At 61.5% G+C, this 16,128-nt stretch carries 13 protein-coding genes; 2 read left to right on the top strand and 11 right to left on the bottom strand.

From position 1 onward, the window contains the following. Nucleotides 1-35: 35 nt before the first annotated feature. From mreD to FE782_RS04440, 6 genes are all read right to left on the bottom strand, one after another. Nucleotides 36-581: a rod shape-determining protein MreD gene (gene mreD / locus FE782_RS04465; RefSeq protein ID WP_158299253.1), complete on the bottom strand. Its 546-nt coding sequence runs from the start codon at nt 579-581 to the stop codon at nt 36-38. Continuing rightward, nucleotides 574-1,437, bottom strand: coding sequence for a rod shape-determining protein MreC (mreC, locus tag FE782_RS04460; protein ID WP_138192847.1), 864 nt, complete (start codon nt 1,435-1,437; stop codon nt 574-576). The genes mreD and mreC overlap by 8 nt, the downstream gene beginning before the upstream one ends. 58 nt (nt 1,438-1,495) lie before the next feature. Continuing rightward, nucleotides 1,496-2,533, bottom strand: coding sequence for a rod shape-determining protein (locus FE782_RS04455; RefSeq protein ID WP_138192846.1), 1,038 nt, complete (start codon nt 2,531-2,533; stop codon nt 1,496-1,498). A 760-nt stretch (nt 2,534-3,293) separates the two neighbouring features. Beyond that, a complete protein-coding gene (gene radC / locus FE782_RS04450; protein WP_138192845.1) occupies nt 3,294-3,977 on the bottom strand; it encodes a RadC family protein in 684 nt (227 codons plus the stop codon). A gap of 123 nt (nt 3,978-4,100) precedes the next feature. Next, nucleotides 4,101-4,697: a Maf family protein gene (locus FE782_RS04445; protein ID WP_138192844.1), complete on the bottom strand. Its 597-nt coding sequence runs from the start codon at nt 4,695-4,697 to the stop codon at nt 4,101-4,103. Nucleotides 4,698-4,716: 19 nt separating this feature from the next. Further along, nucleotides 4,717-4,959 carry a DUF4321 domain-containing protein gene (locus FE782_RS04440; protein WP_138192843.1) on the bottom strand — a complete coding sequence of 81 codons (243 nt, stop codon included), beginning with the start codon at nt 4,957-4,959 and terminating at the stop codon, nt 4,717-4,719. 156 nt (nt 4,960-5,115) lie between these two features. Here FE782_RS04440 and FE782_RS04435 point away from each other — a divergent pair, with 156 nt between their 5' ends. Then, a complete protein-coding gene (locus tag FE782_RS04435; RefSeq protein ID WP_138192842.1) occupies nt 5,116-6,423 on the top strand; it encodes an N-acetylmuramoyl-L-alanine amidase in 1,308 nt (435 codons plus the stop codon). Between the two features lie 426 nt (nt 6,424-6,849). Here FE782_RS04435 and FE782_RS04425 read toward each other — a convergent pair whose 3' ends face one another. The 4 genes from FE782_RS04425 to FE782_RS04410 all read right to left on the bottom strand — a co-directional run bounded on the left by FE782_RS04425 (nt 6,850) and on the right by FE782_RS04410 (nt 13,832). Then, nucleotides 6,850-8,325 (bottom strand): SPOR domain-containing protein, encoded by a 1,476-nt coding sequence (locus FE782_RS04425; protein ID WP_138192841.1) that lies wholly within the window; start codon nt 8,323-8,325, stop codon nt 6,850-6,852. An 88-nt stretch (nt 8,326-8,413) separates the two neighbouring features. After that, on the bottom strand, nt 8,414-9,802 hold the full coding sequence (gene murC / locus FE782_RS04420; RefSeq protein WP_138192840.1) for a UDP-N-acetylmuramate--L-alanine ligase: 1,389 nt from the start codon (nt 9,800-9,802) through the stop codon (nt 8,414-8,416). Between the two features lie 5 nt (nt 9,803-9,807). Continuing rightward, entirely contained in the window at nt 9,808-11,151 is a 1,344-nt protein-coding gene (locus FE782_RS04415; RefSeq protein WP_138192839.1) for a bifunctional folylpolyglutamate synthase/dihydrofolate synthase, read from the bottom strand. A gap of 5 nt (nt 11,152-11,156) precedes the next feature. Next, nucleotides 11,157-13,832 carry a valine--tRNA ligase gene (locus FE782_RS04410; RefSeq protein ID WP_138192838.1) on the bottom strand — a complete coding sequence of 892 codons (2,676 nt, stop codon included), beginning with the start codon at nt 13,830-13,832 and terminating at the stop codon, nt 11,157-11,159. A 465-nt stretch (nt 13,833-14,297) separates the two neighbouring features. On the opposite strand from FE782_RS04410, the gene FE782_RS32540 reads away from it, so the two are divergent. Beyond that, entirely contained in the window at nt 14,298-14,462 is a 165-nt protein-coding gene (locus tag FE782_RS32540; RefSeq protein ID WP_202914473.1) for a YszA family small membrane protein, read from the top strand. Nucleotides 14,463-14,546: 84 nt separating this feature from the next. On the opposite strand, the gene FE782_RS04405 is transcribed toward FE782_RS32540, so the two are convergent. Continuing rightward, a complete protein-coding gene (locus FE782_RS04405) occupies nt 14,547-15,683 on the bottom strand; it encodes a LysM peptidoglycan-binding domain-containing protein (protein WP_138192837.1) in 1,137 nt (378 codons plus the stop codon). Nucleotides 15,684-16,128: the final 445 nt, after the last annotated feature.

The following is a 16,128-nucleotide window of genomic DNA, read 5'->3' as shown; positions in this document are numbered from 1 at the left end:
TTCTGCTTTTGTTCGCGAAACTCCTGCCCGGCTCGCTATTCTTCGTCGGAATCCCGTTCCGACCTCGGAGCTTCGAGCCACTTTCGCGCAGGAATGTAGAGCGCTAAAGCGAGAAACAGGCTGATTAAGATGCTAGGGAGCATCCCGTGAATGAACGTCCAACCGAAATCGCTGTCCGTCACGCTGAAGAGCCGATATATGGCGTACGTCGAAGTCTCGTATAGCAGCAAAGCGGATAATTGAATGAGAAATACGGAAAACAAGCTTACGAGATTCGGCCGAATCAAGAGGCCGGCCACGTAAGCCGCGAGCCCGTAAGCGAAGGCGTTCACGCCGATCATATGCCCGTAAAACTGAACGTCCTGCAGCAAGCCGAACGCAAGACCGTACGCCAAGCCGATATGGCGGTTCGTAAAGACGGATATATACACGGCCGATATAAGCACCAGCTTCGGATAAATCGACAGTTCGCTGCGCCACTCTAACGGCGTAATCCAAGGCAGCAGCGAACTCTCGAGCAGAAAGAAGACCAGCAGCGTCAACGTCAGCAGCACCCACTTGAGCGTCGAAGCGTTACTCAAGGCCCGGCACCTCGACGACGAACACTTCCCGAAGATGGCTGAATTGCGCGGCCGGCTCGATCGTAGCGGTGTGCGTCAATCCGAAATCGCCGACCTTCCGGTCGATGACGGTGCCGATGACGATGCCTTCCGGGAACAGCTCCCCGAGGCCGGACGTCACGATCACGTCGCCTTCCTTCAGCTCGTCGTTCTGATCGATCTTCGTCATGAGCAGCGTCCCCTCCTCGGCATTGTAGTTTTCCACGATGCCGAACGATTCGCTCTCCCTGCCTTGCACGGTCGCGGCGAAGCCCCTGACGCCGCCCTCTTCTCCGTTCAGATCGGTGATGAGCTGCACGTTCGAGGTGAACGGCGTGACGCGGACGATGCGTCCGATCAGTCCGTCGACCGTCATGACCGCCATGTCCATCCGAATGCCGTCGCGCTCGCCGAGATTGATGCGGACGACGCGATTATACCGATCCGGACTTTCCGAGATGACCTCGGCGATCCGGTATGTATACTCATGCGACCGCTTCTGCCGTTCCGTGAATTCGAGCGCTTCCTTCAAGCGTGCGTTCTGCGCCTCGAGGTCGTTCAGCCTTGCGGTGTCGCGGGCGTATTGCGAAAGCGTCAGTCGCAGCGCCTGATTTTCTTCGTACACGGTCTTGAGGCGCCGAACGTCTTCGAAGAAGCCGGCGACCGAACGAACCGGTTTATACACGAGGCCTTGCCCGAACGCCACCGTGTCGGCGACGAACTTCTCTGGCCAGGTGGCGCCCCCTCTCACGCTGAGACTGAACCCCATTATCGCGATGAAAAACATAATCGCGGCAAGCAGCAAGAACAGCCGCTTATTCCCCATAAATTTAAACATCGTTCCCCATGCATCCCCTCACCGCTTGGCCGTGCGTCGCCAAGGAACGGCCGACGCCCTATCTGCGCGAACGGGAAGTCGGCCCCGACCTTGTTTTGAATAGATGAATGTTTTCGAGCGCCTTCCCGGTGCCGATCGCGACGCAATCGAGCGGATTCTCCGCGACGACGACCGGCATGCCCGTCTCCCTGGCGAGCAGCTTGTCGAGATTGCGAAGAAGCGCTCCGCCGCCCGTAAGCACGATGCCGCGGTCCATAATGTCGGCCGACAGCTCCGGCGGACACTTCTCGAGCGTTACCTTGACCGCGTCGACGATCGCCCCGACCGTGTCCGCCAGCGCTTCCGTCACCTCGTCGGCGGAGACGCTGATCGTCTTCGGCAAGCCCGTCACGAGATCGCGGCCGCGAATTTCGATCGTCGGCGGCGGCTGCATCGGCAGCGCCGAGCCGATCTCCATCTTCATCTGTTCGGACGTCCGCTCCCCGATCATCAAGTTATAAGTTCGCTTAATGTACTGGATAATCGCGTCGTCCATCTCGTCGCCGGCGACGCGGATCGACCGGGACGTGACGATGCCGCCGAGCGAGATGACGGCGACCTCCGTCGTCCCCCCGCCGATGTCCACGACCATGCTCCCCGTCGGCTCCCATACCGGCAGGTTGGCGCCGATCGCCGCCGCGAACGGCTCCTCGATCGTGTACGCTTCCTTCGCGCCGGCTTGCCGCGTCGCGTCCTCCACTGCGCGCTTCTCCACCGCCGTAATGCCGGACGGCACGCAAACCATGACGGACGGATGGCGCGGGAACAGCGAGCGCTGCTTCTGCGCCTGACGGATGAAATATTTAATCATCGTAGCCGTCGTGTCGAAGTCGGCGATGACGCCGTCCTTCATCGGACGCACCGCGCGAATGTTGCCGGGCGTCCGGCCGATCATGCGCTTCGCTTGCTCGCCGACGGCTTCGATCGTTTTCGTATCGGTGCGCAGGGCGACCACGGAGGGTTCCCTAACGACGATTCCTTTGCCTTTCACGTACACGAGCGTGTTCGCTGTCCCGAGATCGATCCCGAGATCCTTCGTGCTCAAACCGCCGAACATGTAGGTAACTCCCTTCTACTCCACCCGAAGTAAGACAATCTTTTTAATTATAACATTAGGGTGCCTAGGCTTTGCAAATGGCCGAAGCCGCACCTTCGCTCCCTGCACGTCCAGTCGGACTTTCTCCGACGATTTCGCCATCGAGGCGCCCACGCTGACGTTTAGTCGGACTTTCTCCGACTATCCCGCTTCCTGGGCGCCCGTGTTACCGTCCAGTCGGACTTACTCCGTCTATTTCGCTGCCGAAGGCGCCCACTCTGCCGTCCAGTCGGACTTTCTCCGACTATTTCGCCGCCGAGGCGCCCACGCTGACGTCCAGTCGGACTTTCTCCGACTATCCCGCCTCCTGGGCGCCCGTGCTGCCGTCCAGTCGGACTTTCTCCGACTATCCCGCCTCCTGGGCGCCCGTGCTGCCGTCCAGTCGGACTTTCTCCGACTATCCCGCCTCCTGGGTGCCCGTGCTACCGTCCAGTCGGACTTACTCCGTCTATTTCGCCATCGAGGCGCCCACGCTGACGTTTAGTCGGACTTTCTCCGACTATTTCGCCGCCGAGGCACCCACTCTGCCGTCCAGTCGGACTTTCTCCGACTATCCCGCCTCCTGGGCGCCCGTGCTACCGTCCAGTCGGACTTTCTACGACTATTTCGCCGCCGAGGCACCCCCGTTGCCGTTTAGTCGGACTTTCTCCGACTATCCTGCCGCCGGGGCGTTCCAGCGCGCATGCAACAGCCCCCCGATTTCCCTCGCGATGCCTCCTCCCTACAGATCGCCTCGCTCTTTCATACTGACGTACCGACGGTCTCCGATGATCACATGGTCCAAGACTTCGATACCTATAATATGACCCGCCTCGGACAACCGATTCGTCAATTGAACATCTTCGGGGCTCGGCGTCGGGTCGCCGCTAGGGTGGTTATGCACGCAGATGACCGAAGCGGCGCTTCGCTTCACCGCCGCGCGGAACACCTCGCGCGGGTGGACGATCGCCGCGTTCAGGCTGCCGACCGACAGCGTCTCCCGTCCGACGACGCGGTTCTTCGTGTTCAGGAACAACACGACGAAGTGCTCCTGCTGCAAGTACCGCAAGTCTTCCATGACCAGCGTCGACACGTCCTCCGGCGACCGAATGATCGGCGAAGCCTCCAGCTCCGTGCGCGCCATGCGCCTCCCCAGCTCCAACGCCGCGAGCAGCTGCAGCGCTTTGGCGGGTCCGACGCCGCGCCGCTCGCACAACTGCTCGACGGTGCGGTCGGCCAGCCCCCGGAGGCCTCCCGATTCGATCAAGAGCCGCTGCGCCAACGTCACGGCGGACTCGCTGCGCGTACCCGTCCGCAGCAATATCGCGAGCAGCTCGCTGTTGCTCATGCCCGACGCTCCGTTCCGCAGCATTCTCTCCCGCGGCCGCTCGTCTTCCGGCACCTCCCGCAGCATCATCGTCTCCATGATCCGCATCCCCTTCCCTCGCAAAAAAGTACCCAAATTATAAGAGAGGGAACGCCGAAGAACAATGGCGCGCGACGGTTAACGGAAAAACTTTCCGTTATCCGCGCGCGCCGACGAAGCGCCTTACAATACGCGCCACCCGAAGTCGCGCTCCAACAGATCCGCCGCGAGCGACACCGGCAAGCCGACGACCGTAAAGTAGTCTCCGTCCATCCGTTCGACGAGCGAAGCGCCGAAACCTTGGATGGCGTACGCCCCCGCCTTATCGCTCGGCTCGCCGGTAGCGATATAATTCCGGATGCGCCGCTCGTCCATCGGCTTCATCCAGACGCGCGTCATCCTATGCGCCACGGACCGGCCGCCCGTCGTCGCATCCACCAGCGCCAACCCGCTATACACTTCATGCGGCCGCCCTTGCAGCGATCTCAGCATGTCCGCCGCGTCTTCTTCGTCCCGAGGCTTCCCCAGCGCGCGTCCGTTCGAAACGACGATCGTATCCGAGCCGACGACGATGCCGCCGGCTCCGTCAGGAAGACGTTCCAACACGGCCAACGCCTTGCGAAGCGACAGCTCCTCCACGATTTCCGCCGGCGTCCACCCGTCTTCGACGCTTTCGTCGGCGTCGCTCGGCACGACCTCCACCGGATAGCCGAGCAGCCGGATCAATTCTTGCCGTCTCGGCGAGGAGGAGGCCAAAATCAACGTTTTCCGCTCCGTCATAACTCCGTTCCGCCTCTCCTTATACTTTTCGATAAATCCAAAACGCGCCGGCCAATCCGAGAATGCTCGCCAAGTTTAGTGTAACCGCAAATTTCAAGTCGTATCGAACGACTTGCAAATCGGCCTTCGGCTCCCAGCGAATTTCCGCGGACTTCGTCAGGAACGACAGCCACGGCACGTCCGCGAGCAGCCGAGCCAAAATCGTGCCGGCCAACAAACCGACGATCAAAAACACGATCAAGGTGAGGTTATTCTTTTTCATGCGTCCACCGTACCCTCCGTCTCTATAGCGTCTATTATATCTTGATCGGGCGGCGCAAGAGAACAAAAAGCGACGAAGTATCGAGATAAATAGTACATCTTACCTGATTACAACCGATACTTAACCTATTAAAATAATGGGCGGGAGGGATTTTACTTGAAAAGATTCATAGCCGCCGTGGCGGTCGCCGCCAGCCTCTTCGCCTCTCCGTACATAGGACAGGCCGCCAAAGTCGTCGTCGATCCCGGCCATGGGGGAAGCGATCCCGGCGCCGTCGGTATTAACGGATTATACGAGAAATCGGTCAATAACGAAATCGCCTACCGATTGAGAGACATATTGATAGAAAAAGGGTACGAGGTCGTCATGACGCGCAACACGGACAAGACGCTGTCGCTGCAAGCGCGCGTCGAGATCGCCCGCGCCGCCGACGCCGATCTGTTCGTCTCGGTTCACGCGAACGCGCACCCGTCCAAGGACGTCCGCGGCACGATGGTGCTCTATCACGACGCCGCGAAGCCGAACCCGGATTATCCGGCCAGCGACGAAATGAAGGCGCTCAGCCCGCAGAGCCGCCACCTCGCGCAGCTCGTCCTGTCGTCCGTGCTCGAACAGGTGCCGAACACGGACCGCGGCCTGCTGCAGAGCTCCGCTTACGTCGTGCGCATGGGCAACGTCCCGAGCGTGCTCGTCGAGACGGCGTTCCTCTCGAACGCGCAGGACGCAAAGCTGCTGTCCTCGTCCTCCATCCGGGCGAAATACGCTTCAGGCATCGCGAACGGCATTCTGAAGTTCTTGCCGCCGACGTTCAGCGACATCGGCAAGCATTGGGCGAAGGATTCGATCATTCGCCTCAACGAACAAGGCATCGCCGACGGCTATAACGGAAAATTCAACCCGGACCAGCCGCTGACCCGCGCCGAGCTGATGGCGTTCGCGGAGCGCGCGTTCGGATTCGCCGGAGCGAAATCCGAGGTGACGCTGGCCGAGTTCGACGGTTCGGTCACGGTGACCGAATCGGTCTACGACGAAGAAGGCTCGTCCGATCTGCCGGCGACCGGCTCGCCGGACACGCCGGCGGTTCCGGAAGAGACGACGCCCTCGTTCGGCGACCTGCCGGATTGGCATTGGTCGTACGCCGTCATGAAGGAGGCGGCGAAGAGCGGCATCCTCCGCGGCTACCCGGACGGAACGATCCGCCCGGACGCCCCGGTGTCCCGCGCGGAGGTCGCCGTCGTGCTCGATCGGCTGATCGGCGCGTCGCAAGCCGGCGGAAGCCCGAGTTCCTCGTTCAAGGACGTCACTTCGAAAAACTGGGCGTATTCGTCCATCATGCGCCTCAGCGGCCTCGGCATCGTGAACGGCGTCGCCGAGCGGATGTACGGTCCCGACCGGAACGTGACCCGGGCCGAGATGGCGACGATGGTCGACCGCCAGCTGTCGCGCGGCCATCTCGAAGAATAAGAAAACCATCCCCCTATGAAAAACTTGAAAACGGTCGGTCAGGATTGGTCTATTCCTGACCGACCGTTTTCACTTTTTGGCTTATTGCTGTTCGCTTAAGGAGGTTATGGGCGAGTGAAAGCCACCCGACCTTCAAGCTCACTTTCGGCAAGCTTCGAAGCAGGAAACGCCGGAATCCCCGGTTATTTTTCATTTGCCCAAAGTTGGTCCATGTTATATTGGATGTACAAAGAAATCGCTGTTTTTCTCACATTTTCTTGCTGTTCCAATTGGGTGTAATGACGACAGGCGGCTCATTCGGTTTTACAGAAGCGCGAGCCGGAACCCGTACCCTCCCGCTAAGAGCATGATCGTAAAAAGAAGGAGCCGCCCCTAAGTCGTTTTACGACTTTCGGGACAGCCCCTTCCGTTATGCTCCATACCCGCCTACATCGTCGCGATCGTCATCAGCAGCTGCTTCTCGGCGATCACGTAATCCATCAACGCGCTCTGCGCGCTCCACAGATAAGCGTGATCCGGATGCGCCGCGTATTCCTCGACGGCGACGATCGCGTTCCGCACGGCGTCGTCCATTCGCTTCAGCATCGGCTGCGCATCCGCCGGCAGTCCGGCCGCGGCCGGAGAAGACAGCTTCGACAACGCCAGATGCTCCGATTGAAGCTTCTCCAGCGTAGCCTTCTCGGGTGCGACCGGCGCATCGCCTTCGAGATGTACCATCGTCAAGTCGCCGATGATGCGCACCATGTCGCTTCCCTTCGTCACGTAGTCGCCCAACGCTTCGGCCGAGCCGTCGGCCCAGCGCACCTGCGCGACCTTCGGCAGCTCATAAGGCTTTACGTACACTTCGACGCCCTGCGCCTGCAGCTTGACGCCCGCCCGAAGCGCCGAGTCCCGGTCCGACGAGACGCCGGCATAGACGAAAAATCCGTCGCCTTCCTCGATCGTCGCGGCGAGCCCCTTGCTCTTCATATCCGCGGCGAGCGTGCGCGCGGCTTCGAGCGTCTCGAACTTGCCGTTCTGCAGCAGGAACATGCGGCGCTCCGGCAGTTGGACATCGGCGGTCGCCGTCTCGACGACGCCGCCGGCGTCGCTCGTTGCCGGCGTTTCGCCCGCATCCGTCCCTTCGGCGGGGGCGCCGTCCGCCGGAGCGCCCGCGCCTTCCTGCTGGGCGGCGCCGGACTCGCCGACGCCCGGGAGCGCGGTCGACGGCGGATCGCCGACGAAGAAGTTCAAGACGAACGAACCGAACAACACCCCCGTCGCGATCGCCCCGACGACCGACGCCGCGACCTTCCACCACGCCGGACCGTCTTGGGTCCGGCGGCGCATCGCGGACGCCCTCGCGGCGCGTGGCGGCGGCTCGGAGACGCCGGGCCAATAGCCCGCTTCCCCGTCGACCTCCTCCTCGTCCCGCGAGAGACGCTCGTACAACCGCCGAGCTTCCTCGGGCGAGTACCGCGGCGGGGCTGCCCGGCCCCGCTCGCCGGACCGCCCGCGCGGCCGCTCCGGCTCGGGCTCCGGCTCGTACGCGTCGGTCTCGCGAATGAGCCGCTCCAGCTCGTCCGCCTCCGCGCTCGACGTATCGTTCCAAGCGCCGTAATCGTACGGATACTCGGCGTCGATCCGCCGCGCCGGAGGCGGCGAAGGCGGCATCGGTCGCTCTTCAAGCACGATCGGCTCTTCGGAAACCTGGAATTCGTAATGACGAAGCGGAATGACGTTGGAAGGCGGCTCCTTCGCCTCCCGCGCCGATCCGTTCTTCGCTTCCTTCTCCGGCTCCGCCGCGGCGTCCGTTTCCGGCGCGACGAGCTCCCGATGTCGATCGATCGGCGCTTCGCCGGCTTGTCCCGCCGCCGCGCGCCGCGTATTATCAAAACGAAAAGTCATTCTCGCTTTACTCATAACGTCTCGCTCCCTTGTCCATTCTCCCTACCAACATATGATAGAGGGAGCGAGATTATGAGCTTTTTCTTCGAACGAGAACGCGGAATTATTTCGATTCGGCCCGTTTCCGCAGCGTGGCCGAAAGCTCCTTCGCGACCTTCCAAATATCGCCCGCGCCCATCGTCAGTACGAGATCGCCCGGCGCGACGGTACGCTCCAGATGCTCGAGCACCTGCTCCTTCGTCGAAATATGGGTGACGTTCGCGTTGGAGTTTGCTCGAATGAGCTCCGTCAGACGCGCGGCCGAAACCCCTTCGATCCGCTGTTCGCCGGCCGGCGAATAGATGTCGACGATAATGACCTCGTCGGCTTCGGAGAACGAGCGGCTGAACGCGTCGAGCAAATAAAACGTCCGCGTATACCGCTGCGGCTGGAATACGGCCACGATTCGCTTGCCGGTCGCCTTCGCCGCGGCGATCGTCGCCACGATCTCCGTCGGATGATGCGCGTAATCGTCGATGACGAGCACGTCGTTCACGTCGCCGAGCACCTGGAACCGCCGCTTCGCTCCGCTGAATTCGGTCAGCGCCGCCGCCGCTTCCGCGAACGGCACGCCCGCCTCGAGACAGACGATGAGCGTCGCCAGCGCGTTCAGCACGTTATGATGACCGGGCACGCTGAGCGTGACGCGGCCGAGCGCCGCGCCGCGGCGCAGCACCGTAAACTCGGCCTTCCGGTCGCCGAGCGAGATGTCCGTCGCCCGGAATTCCGCGTCCAGGTGCGTTCCATAGGTGACGAGCTCCGCCGATACGTCGGGCAGCAGGCCCGCGAGCTCGGGATCGTCCAAACAGACGACCGCCTTCCCGCCTTCCTTCACTTGGCTGAGGAAGCGAGCGTAAGCGGCTTTCAGCTTGGCGAAGTCGCCGTCGTAGTTTTCCAGATGATCCGCTTCGATGTTGGTGACGACCGCAAGCGTCGGATAATATTGTAGGAACGATCCGTCGCTCTCGTCCGCTTCCGCGACGACGAAATCGCCCTTGCCCGCCTTCGCGTTGCTGCCGACGTTCATGATTTCCCCGCCGATGATGTAAGTCGGATCGACGCCGGTGCTCTCCATGACGAGCGCGATCATCGACGACGTCGTCGTCTTGCCGTGCGCGCCGGCGACCGCGACGCCCTTCTTCGCGTTCAGGAGCCGCGCGAGCATCTGCGAGCGGTGGATGACGGGAATGTTCAGCGATTCCGCGGCGACTCTCTCCACGTTGTCCTTGGACAGCGCCGTAGAGTACACGACGAGATCCGCGCCTTGCACATGCCCGGCCTCGTGGCCGATGAACACCTTCGCGCCCTTCTGCGCCAGCTTCTCCGTCAATTCCTGCTCCGCGACGTCGGAGCCCGACACGCGATAGCCCATTTCCAGCATGACTCTGGCGATGGCGCTCATACCGTACCCGCCGATCCCGATGAAATGCACATGCTGCTCGGATGTACTCATGTGTCTCACCAACCTTTTTCGCTGTTCGGCAAATTCAAAACCCGGGAGCGGGCGTCCGACAAAAAGTACAACGAGCCCGATACCACGATCAAATCTTCCGGTCCGGCTTCCCGCGCGGCGCGGTCAAGCGCCGCCTTCCAGTCCGGCTCCGCCGTCACGGAGAGCGCCGCGCCGGACGCGTCGCGCCACGCCGCAGCCGCCTCCGCGAGCTCGACGGCGGGCATTTTCTTGAAAAATTCCGGTTCCGTTACAATCAGTGTATCCACAATAGGTAGTATATGCCGTAAATATTCCGGATGATTCTTGTTCCGAAGCATCCCGAGCACAAATACGATCTTGCGATACGTATAGACGGTCCGCAGCGTGTCCGCCAGCGTCTTCGCCCCGTCAGGATTATGCGCCCCGTCCAGCAGGATGCGCGGTTCGCGCGAAACCATCTCGAGGCGGCCCTTCCACGCCGTGCGGGCGAACGCCGCGTACAAGTCCTCGTCGTCGACGATGATCGCGTAATACTGGCGGAGCACCTCCAGCGTCATGAGCGCGAGCGCCGCGTTCGCCTGTTGGTGCAAGCCGTCCATCGTAATCGCGACGTTCGGCAGCGTCCGGAACGGGCCTTCGAAGTCGAACGTCTGCCGCCCCTCCTGCACCTCGCGCGTCTCGTATCGGAACTGCTTCCCGACCTCGTACAGCGTCGCCTTCCGCGCCGCCGCCGTCTCCCGAACGACCGCCGCCGCTTCCTCGTTCGCCGCCGTCGAGATGACCGGCACGCCCGGTTTAATGATGCCCGCCTTCTCCCGCGCGATTTCCGGAATCGTCTCGCCCAGCACGTCGGTGTGGTCGAGCCCGACGTTCGTAATGACGGACGCGAGCGGCGCTACGACGTTCGTCGAGTCGAGGCGTCCGCCCATGCCCGTTTCCCATACGACGAGATCCGGGTACGCTTCCGTCGCGAAGTATTGAATCGCAATCGCCGTGCTGAGCTCGAACATGCTGAGCGCGCCGTGCAACGGCTCCAGCTCGTCGGCGAGCGGCTTGATCCGATTCGCGATCGCGAGCACCGACGCCTCCGGAATGTCTTCCCCGTTCACTTGAATCCGGTTCGTGTATTTCTCGAGATAAGGCGACGTGAACGTTCCCACCTCGTATCCCGCGCTTTGCAGCGCCGAGGCGAGGAACGCGCACGTCGAGCCCTTGCCGTTCGTCCCCGCGACGTGAATGAACTTCAATCGGCGCTGCGGATGGCCGAGCTTCTCGAGCAGCGCCTCCGTCCGCTCGAGTCCCGGCTTGATGCCGTGCAACGGCATCAGCTTCGTGATCCATTCCAACGCTTGCTCGTAACTATCGAACATCGCCGTTACCCCTTCAGCTCGGCGATTCGCGCGAGCACCTTATCGCGCTTATCCGCGTAGTCGTTCATCTTCGCCTTCTCTTCCTCGATAACGGCCGCCGGCGCCTTCGCGACGAAGCCCGGGTTGGCGAGCTTCTTCTCGACGCGTTCGACTTCCGCGTTCAACGTCTTAAGCTCCTTCTCGAGCCGCGCGACCTCTTGCTCGATGTCGATGAGACCCGCGAGCGGCAGAAACATCTCCGCGCCCGTCACGATCGCGCTCATCGCCTTCTCCGGGGCCGACGCCTCCATCGAAATCGCTAGAGACGACGTGTTGCAGAACCGCTCGACGTAATGGCGGTTCGCCTCCAAGATGCGTGACGTCTCTTCGGAAGCGGGCTTGACGATCATCTCGATCTTCTTGCTCATCGGCACGTTCACTTCGGCGCGCACGTTGCGGATCGAGCGGATCATCGCCATGAGGAGCTCCATCTCGGCGACTTGCGACGGAGCTTCCCACTTCGCGTCCGGCGCCGGCCATGCGGCCAGCGTAATCGTCTCGCCGGCTTCCGGTCCATGCGGCAGATGCGACCAAATTTCCTCGGTGATATACGGCATGAACGGATGCAGCAGTCGCAGCGTCTGATCGAGCACATACGCGAGCACGGTCTGCGTGCGGGCTTTCGACTCCGCGTCGCCGCCGTACAACGACAGCTTCGCGAATTCGATATACCAGTCGCACAGATCGTCCCAGATGAAATCGTACAGCGCGCGGCCCGTCTCGCCGAATTCGTAGGCGTCGAGGAGGCGCGTCACGTTCGACGCGGCGTCGTTCAAGCGATGAAGTATCCACCGGTCCGCCGTGGACAGCTTCGCGATCGTCGCTTCGTCGAGCGGCTGCGGTTGGAAACCCTCCAAGTTCATCAACGCGAAGCGCGACGCGTTCCAGATCTTATTGGCGAAGTTGCGGGCTTGCTCCACGCGCTCGAAGCGGAAGCGCAGGTCTTGACCCGGCGTAATGCCGGTCGACAGCATATACCGCATGGCGTCGGCGCCGTATTGGTCGATAACCTCAAGCGGGTCGACGCCGTTGCCGAGCGACTTGGACATCTTCCGTCCTTCCGCGTCGCGTACCAGCCCGTGAATAAGCACGTCCTTGAACGGATTGCGATCGGTGAACTCCAATGCGGTAAAGATCATCCGAGCGACCCAGAAAAAGATAATGTCGTACCCCGTCACGAGCACGTCCGTCGGATAATATTTCTTGAAATCCGGCGCGTCCTTGTCCGGCCAGCCGAGCGTCGAAAACGGCCAGAGCCCCGAGGAAAACCAAGTATCGAGCACGTCGTCGTCCTGCTCGAGCTTCGTTCCGCCGCAATGAGAGCACGCGGACGGGTCGTGCGAAGCGACCGTCGGCTCCCCGCAGTCTTTGCAGTACCAGGCCGGAATGCGGTGTCCCCACCAGAGCTGGCGGGAGATGCACCAGTCGCGAATATTTTCGATCCAGTTGAGGTACGTCTTCTCGAAGCGGTCCGGCACGAAGTTGACGCCTTCGCCCGACTTCTGCTGCGCGATCGCGCGCTCCGCGAGCGGCTGCATCCGCACGAACCATTGCGTGGACAAATACGGTTCGACGACGGCGCCGGAGCGCTCGCTGTGTCCGACCTGATGCATATGCTCTTCGATCCGCAGCAGCACGCCGAGCTCCTTCATGTCCGCGACGATCGCTTTCCGGCATTCGAATCGATCCATGCCGTCGTACTTGCCCGCGTTCGCGTTCATTTTGCCGGATTCGTCCATAACGAGAATCTGCGGCAGATCGTGTCGCAGGCCGACCTCGAAGTCGTTCGGATCGTGCGCCGGCGTAATTTTGACCGCGCCGCTGCCGAACTCCTTCTCGACGTACTCGTCGCCGACGATCGGAATTTCGCGGCCGATAATCGGCAGCACGAGCGTCTTGCCGATCAGGTGCTTGTAGCGTTCGTCCTCCGGATGCACCGCCACCGCCGTATCGCCGAGCATCGTCTCCGGACGCGTCGTCGCGACCACTAGACTCCCGGAGCCGTCCTTCAGCGGATATTGCAAGTGATAGAGGGCGCCTTGCACTTCCTTATATTCGACCTCGATATCCGACAGCGCCGTACGCGCCGCCGGGTCCCAGTTGATGATTTTCTTGCCGCGGTAGATGAGCCCCTTCTCGTACAGACGGACGAACACCTCGCGCACCGCGTTCGACAAGCCCTCGTCCAGCGTGAACCGCTCGCGGGAATAGTCCAGCGACAATCCCATCTTGCTCCACTGGTAGCGAATCGTCTTCGCGGACTGCTCCTTCCACTTCCATACTTCCTCGAGGAACTTCTCCCGCCCGAGGTCGTACCGGGTGACGCCTTCCTCGCGCAGCTTCGCCTCGACCTTCGCCTGCGTCGCGATGCCCGCATGGTCGGTGCCCGGCAGCCACAGCGCGTCGTAGCCTTGCATCCGCTTCGCGCGCACGAGGATGTCTTGCAGCGAGAAGTCGAGCGCGTGCCCGATATGCAGCACGCCCGTCACGTTCGGCGGCGGGATGACGATCGTATACGGCTTTGCGTCCGGCCGTTTTCCCGCTTCGAAATATCCTCTCTCGATCCATCGATCGTACCATTTGCTCTCCGCCGTCTTCGGATCGTACGTCGTCGGCATGCCTTGATTCGTCGTTTCGCTCATCCGTAAACTCCTCCTTGAATCGTACCCGTCTCGCGTCGAAATAAAAAAACCTTCCGCCCCTGATTTCTCAAGGACGAAAGGTTCGCTTCCGTGGTACCACCTTAATTCCGCGCCACCCGCCGCGCATCCGGACGCGAAAGTCCGTACGTGCGTACGCGCCGGCACGGCGCTCTGTCCGAGATAACGGTCGGGGACCGGCCGGCACTAGCCTTATGCGGCGTCATGCAAGCGACTCCGGGGCGACTTCGGCAGCGCGCGGATCCCTGCGGAACCTTCCAGCGAATGCCGGCTCCGCTCTCTGAAGGGGGCTGACTGCGTACTCCTCCCGTTCCAAGTCATTCGGTTCATGTCATGTTCTTCGGGAATTGCTCATATATTCCATATGATACCCGCTAATCAAGCCGGAGTCAAATCGCGAAGCGGGACGGAGAGACTCGCCGCGCGCGAAGGAAAGGGGGGACGCCCGTGCCTCGTTGGTGGTGGAAGGTGCGTTACGGCGTGAAGTCGGTCATGCTGCCGCTGATTTGCATCCAATTCGTGCGAACGCTCATTTTGCCGAACCCGCTCGATGTTTTCATTCTATTCTTGTTTTTCATGGCGTACCTGGGCTTCCTGCTTAACTTTTATTGATCCTTATGGGCTGTGGAAAACGAAACGAAGCCCCCCGCCGCCGGCTCTGCGAGCGCGATGGCGAGGGGCTTCGTTTCGGCTCGCCTACGGAATGTAGACGATCTGCCCTTCCTGTAAATATTGATCGTTGATGCGGTTGTACAGCATCAGCTCGCGGACGTTCTTCTGATACCGATCCGCGATCGTCTCGATCGTGTCTTCCTTCTGGGCGATGCACATGCGTACCTTGCGGAACGACGTTTCGTCGGCGCTCGACTGCAGGAACAGCTTCTTCCACTCGAGGCGGTCCTTGCCCTCGGCGGTTTCGGCCGCCGCGGCCGGCTGCGGCGGCGGCTCCTGCCGTTTCTCCGCTTGAGTCGCTTGAGTCGCTTGAGTCGCTTGGGCCGCTTGGGCCGTTTGGGCCGCTCCCGCGCCGGCCATCGACATGATCGCGTTCACGCCGATCGGCGCTTGCGGGCTCTCGGACGTCTTGCCGGAGAAGGCGATCTTGATCTCCTGCTTCTCGGGCGCGGGCGCCGCTTCGGGCTCTTGCGCGGCTTCCAATGCCTCCGCGGCCTCGGGCTCCTCGTTCGGCTCGGCGTTCTCCGCAGCCGAGATCGTCGCCGGCGCTTCGGCTTGCGGCTCGTTCGCCTCCGGGAGCGCCGTTTCGGGCTCGTTCGCCGCAGAGACCGCGGCCACGTTCGGCGCCGAAATCGGGATCGGCTCGGGCTCCGGCGCTACCGCCTCGGCCGCCATGAACGGCGCAGGCTCAGGCGTCGGCGGTGGAGCCGGCGTCGGCGTCGGCGGGCTCTGCTCCACGCGATGCGTGAAGACGACCTCCTCTTCTTCGCGCCAAGCGGGCTCCATCGGGCTCGCCGTCTCGATGCCGCCAAGCGATAGAACGCCCGTCACGTTAAGGCTTCTTGGGGATAACAAGTCCACGTCGAAATTTTCGATTTCGACCCGGATGTCGTTCACGTTTTCCACTCGGCTGAGCGGCAGCGTAATTTCCACCGGAATGCGATGCGTCAGCCGCTCCTCCTCGTTCCGCGTCTCGCCCTCCCCCGCGTATGTACCCGACAACACCAAATACCCCTTCAATACCGCCTGTTCTCCTTGCGCGACAACACTGATTTCCGGCGTCAGCTCGATGCCGTTGATTTCCTTCACGCCGACCGTATTGTCAGGAAGATGAACGCGTTCGTAAATGTCGAACCGCAATCCGGATGCCTGTTGGGACAAGATGTTTCCTCCCTTCGCAAAATGACTCATCACTATGTATATGGGCCAAGCGATGCCGTCATGCCTGAAAAAGTAGAAATCCCGTCCGTTCCGTCTCGCAAACGGCCGCTCGCATGCTTATCGGATTGCACGATTTTGGAAATACTGAGAGCCATCTTGTTCGCAGGCAGGCGACCCGCTATGTTTTCGACCGCGTTAGAAAATAATCGAAGACTTCTCGAGTCCGTCTTTTCGAATTGTCGCGATGTCGTCTTTCTTCCATGGCGATTCGGGGAAGGTCGTTCGCCGCGCTCCCGTTCCTGATCATCGCAGGCGCAAGCTTGCTCCGAAGCCGCTCCGGCATGCGAAGCGACAGCCCCCCTTCTCGAAATGAATCTTAATGTTTTCAATAAAAAAAACCTGCAGCCCCGATTCCGAGAGGAATGGTCTGCAGGCCGAACCGTCG

It is taken from the genome of Paenibacillus antri, from assembly GCF_005765165.1.
Taxonomy (GTDB): Bacteria; Bacillota; Bacilli; order Paenibacillales; family YIM-B00363; genus Paenibacillus_AE; species Paenibacillus_AE antri.
Note: the sequence above shows the minus strand (reverse complement) of the source record. Positions and strands in the feature narration are given on the sequence as shown.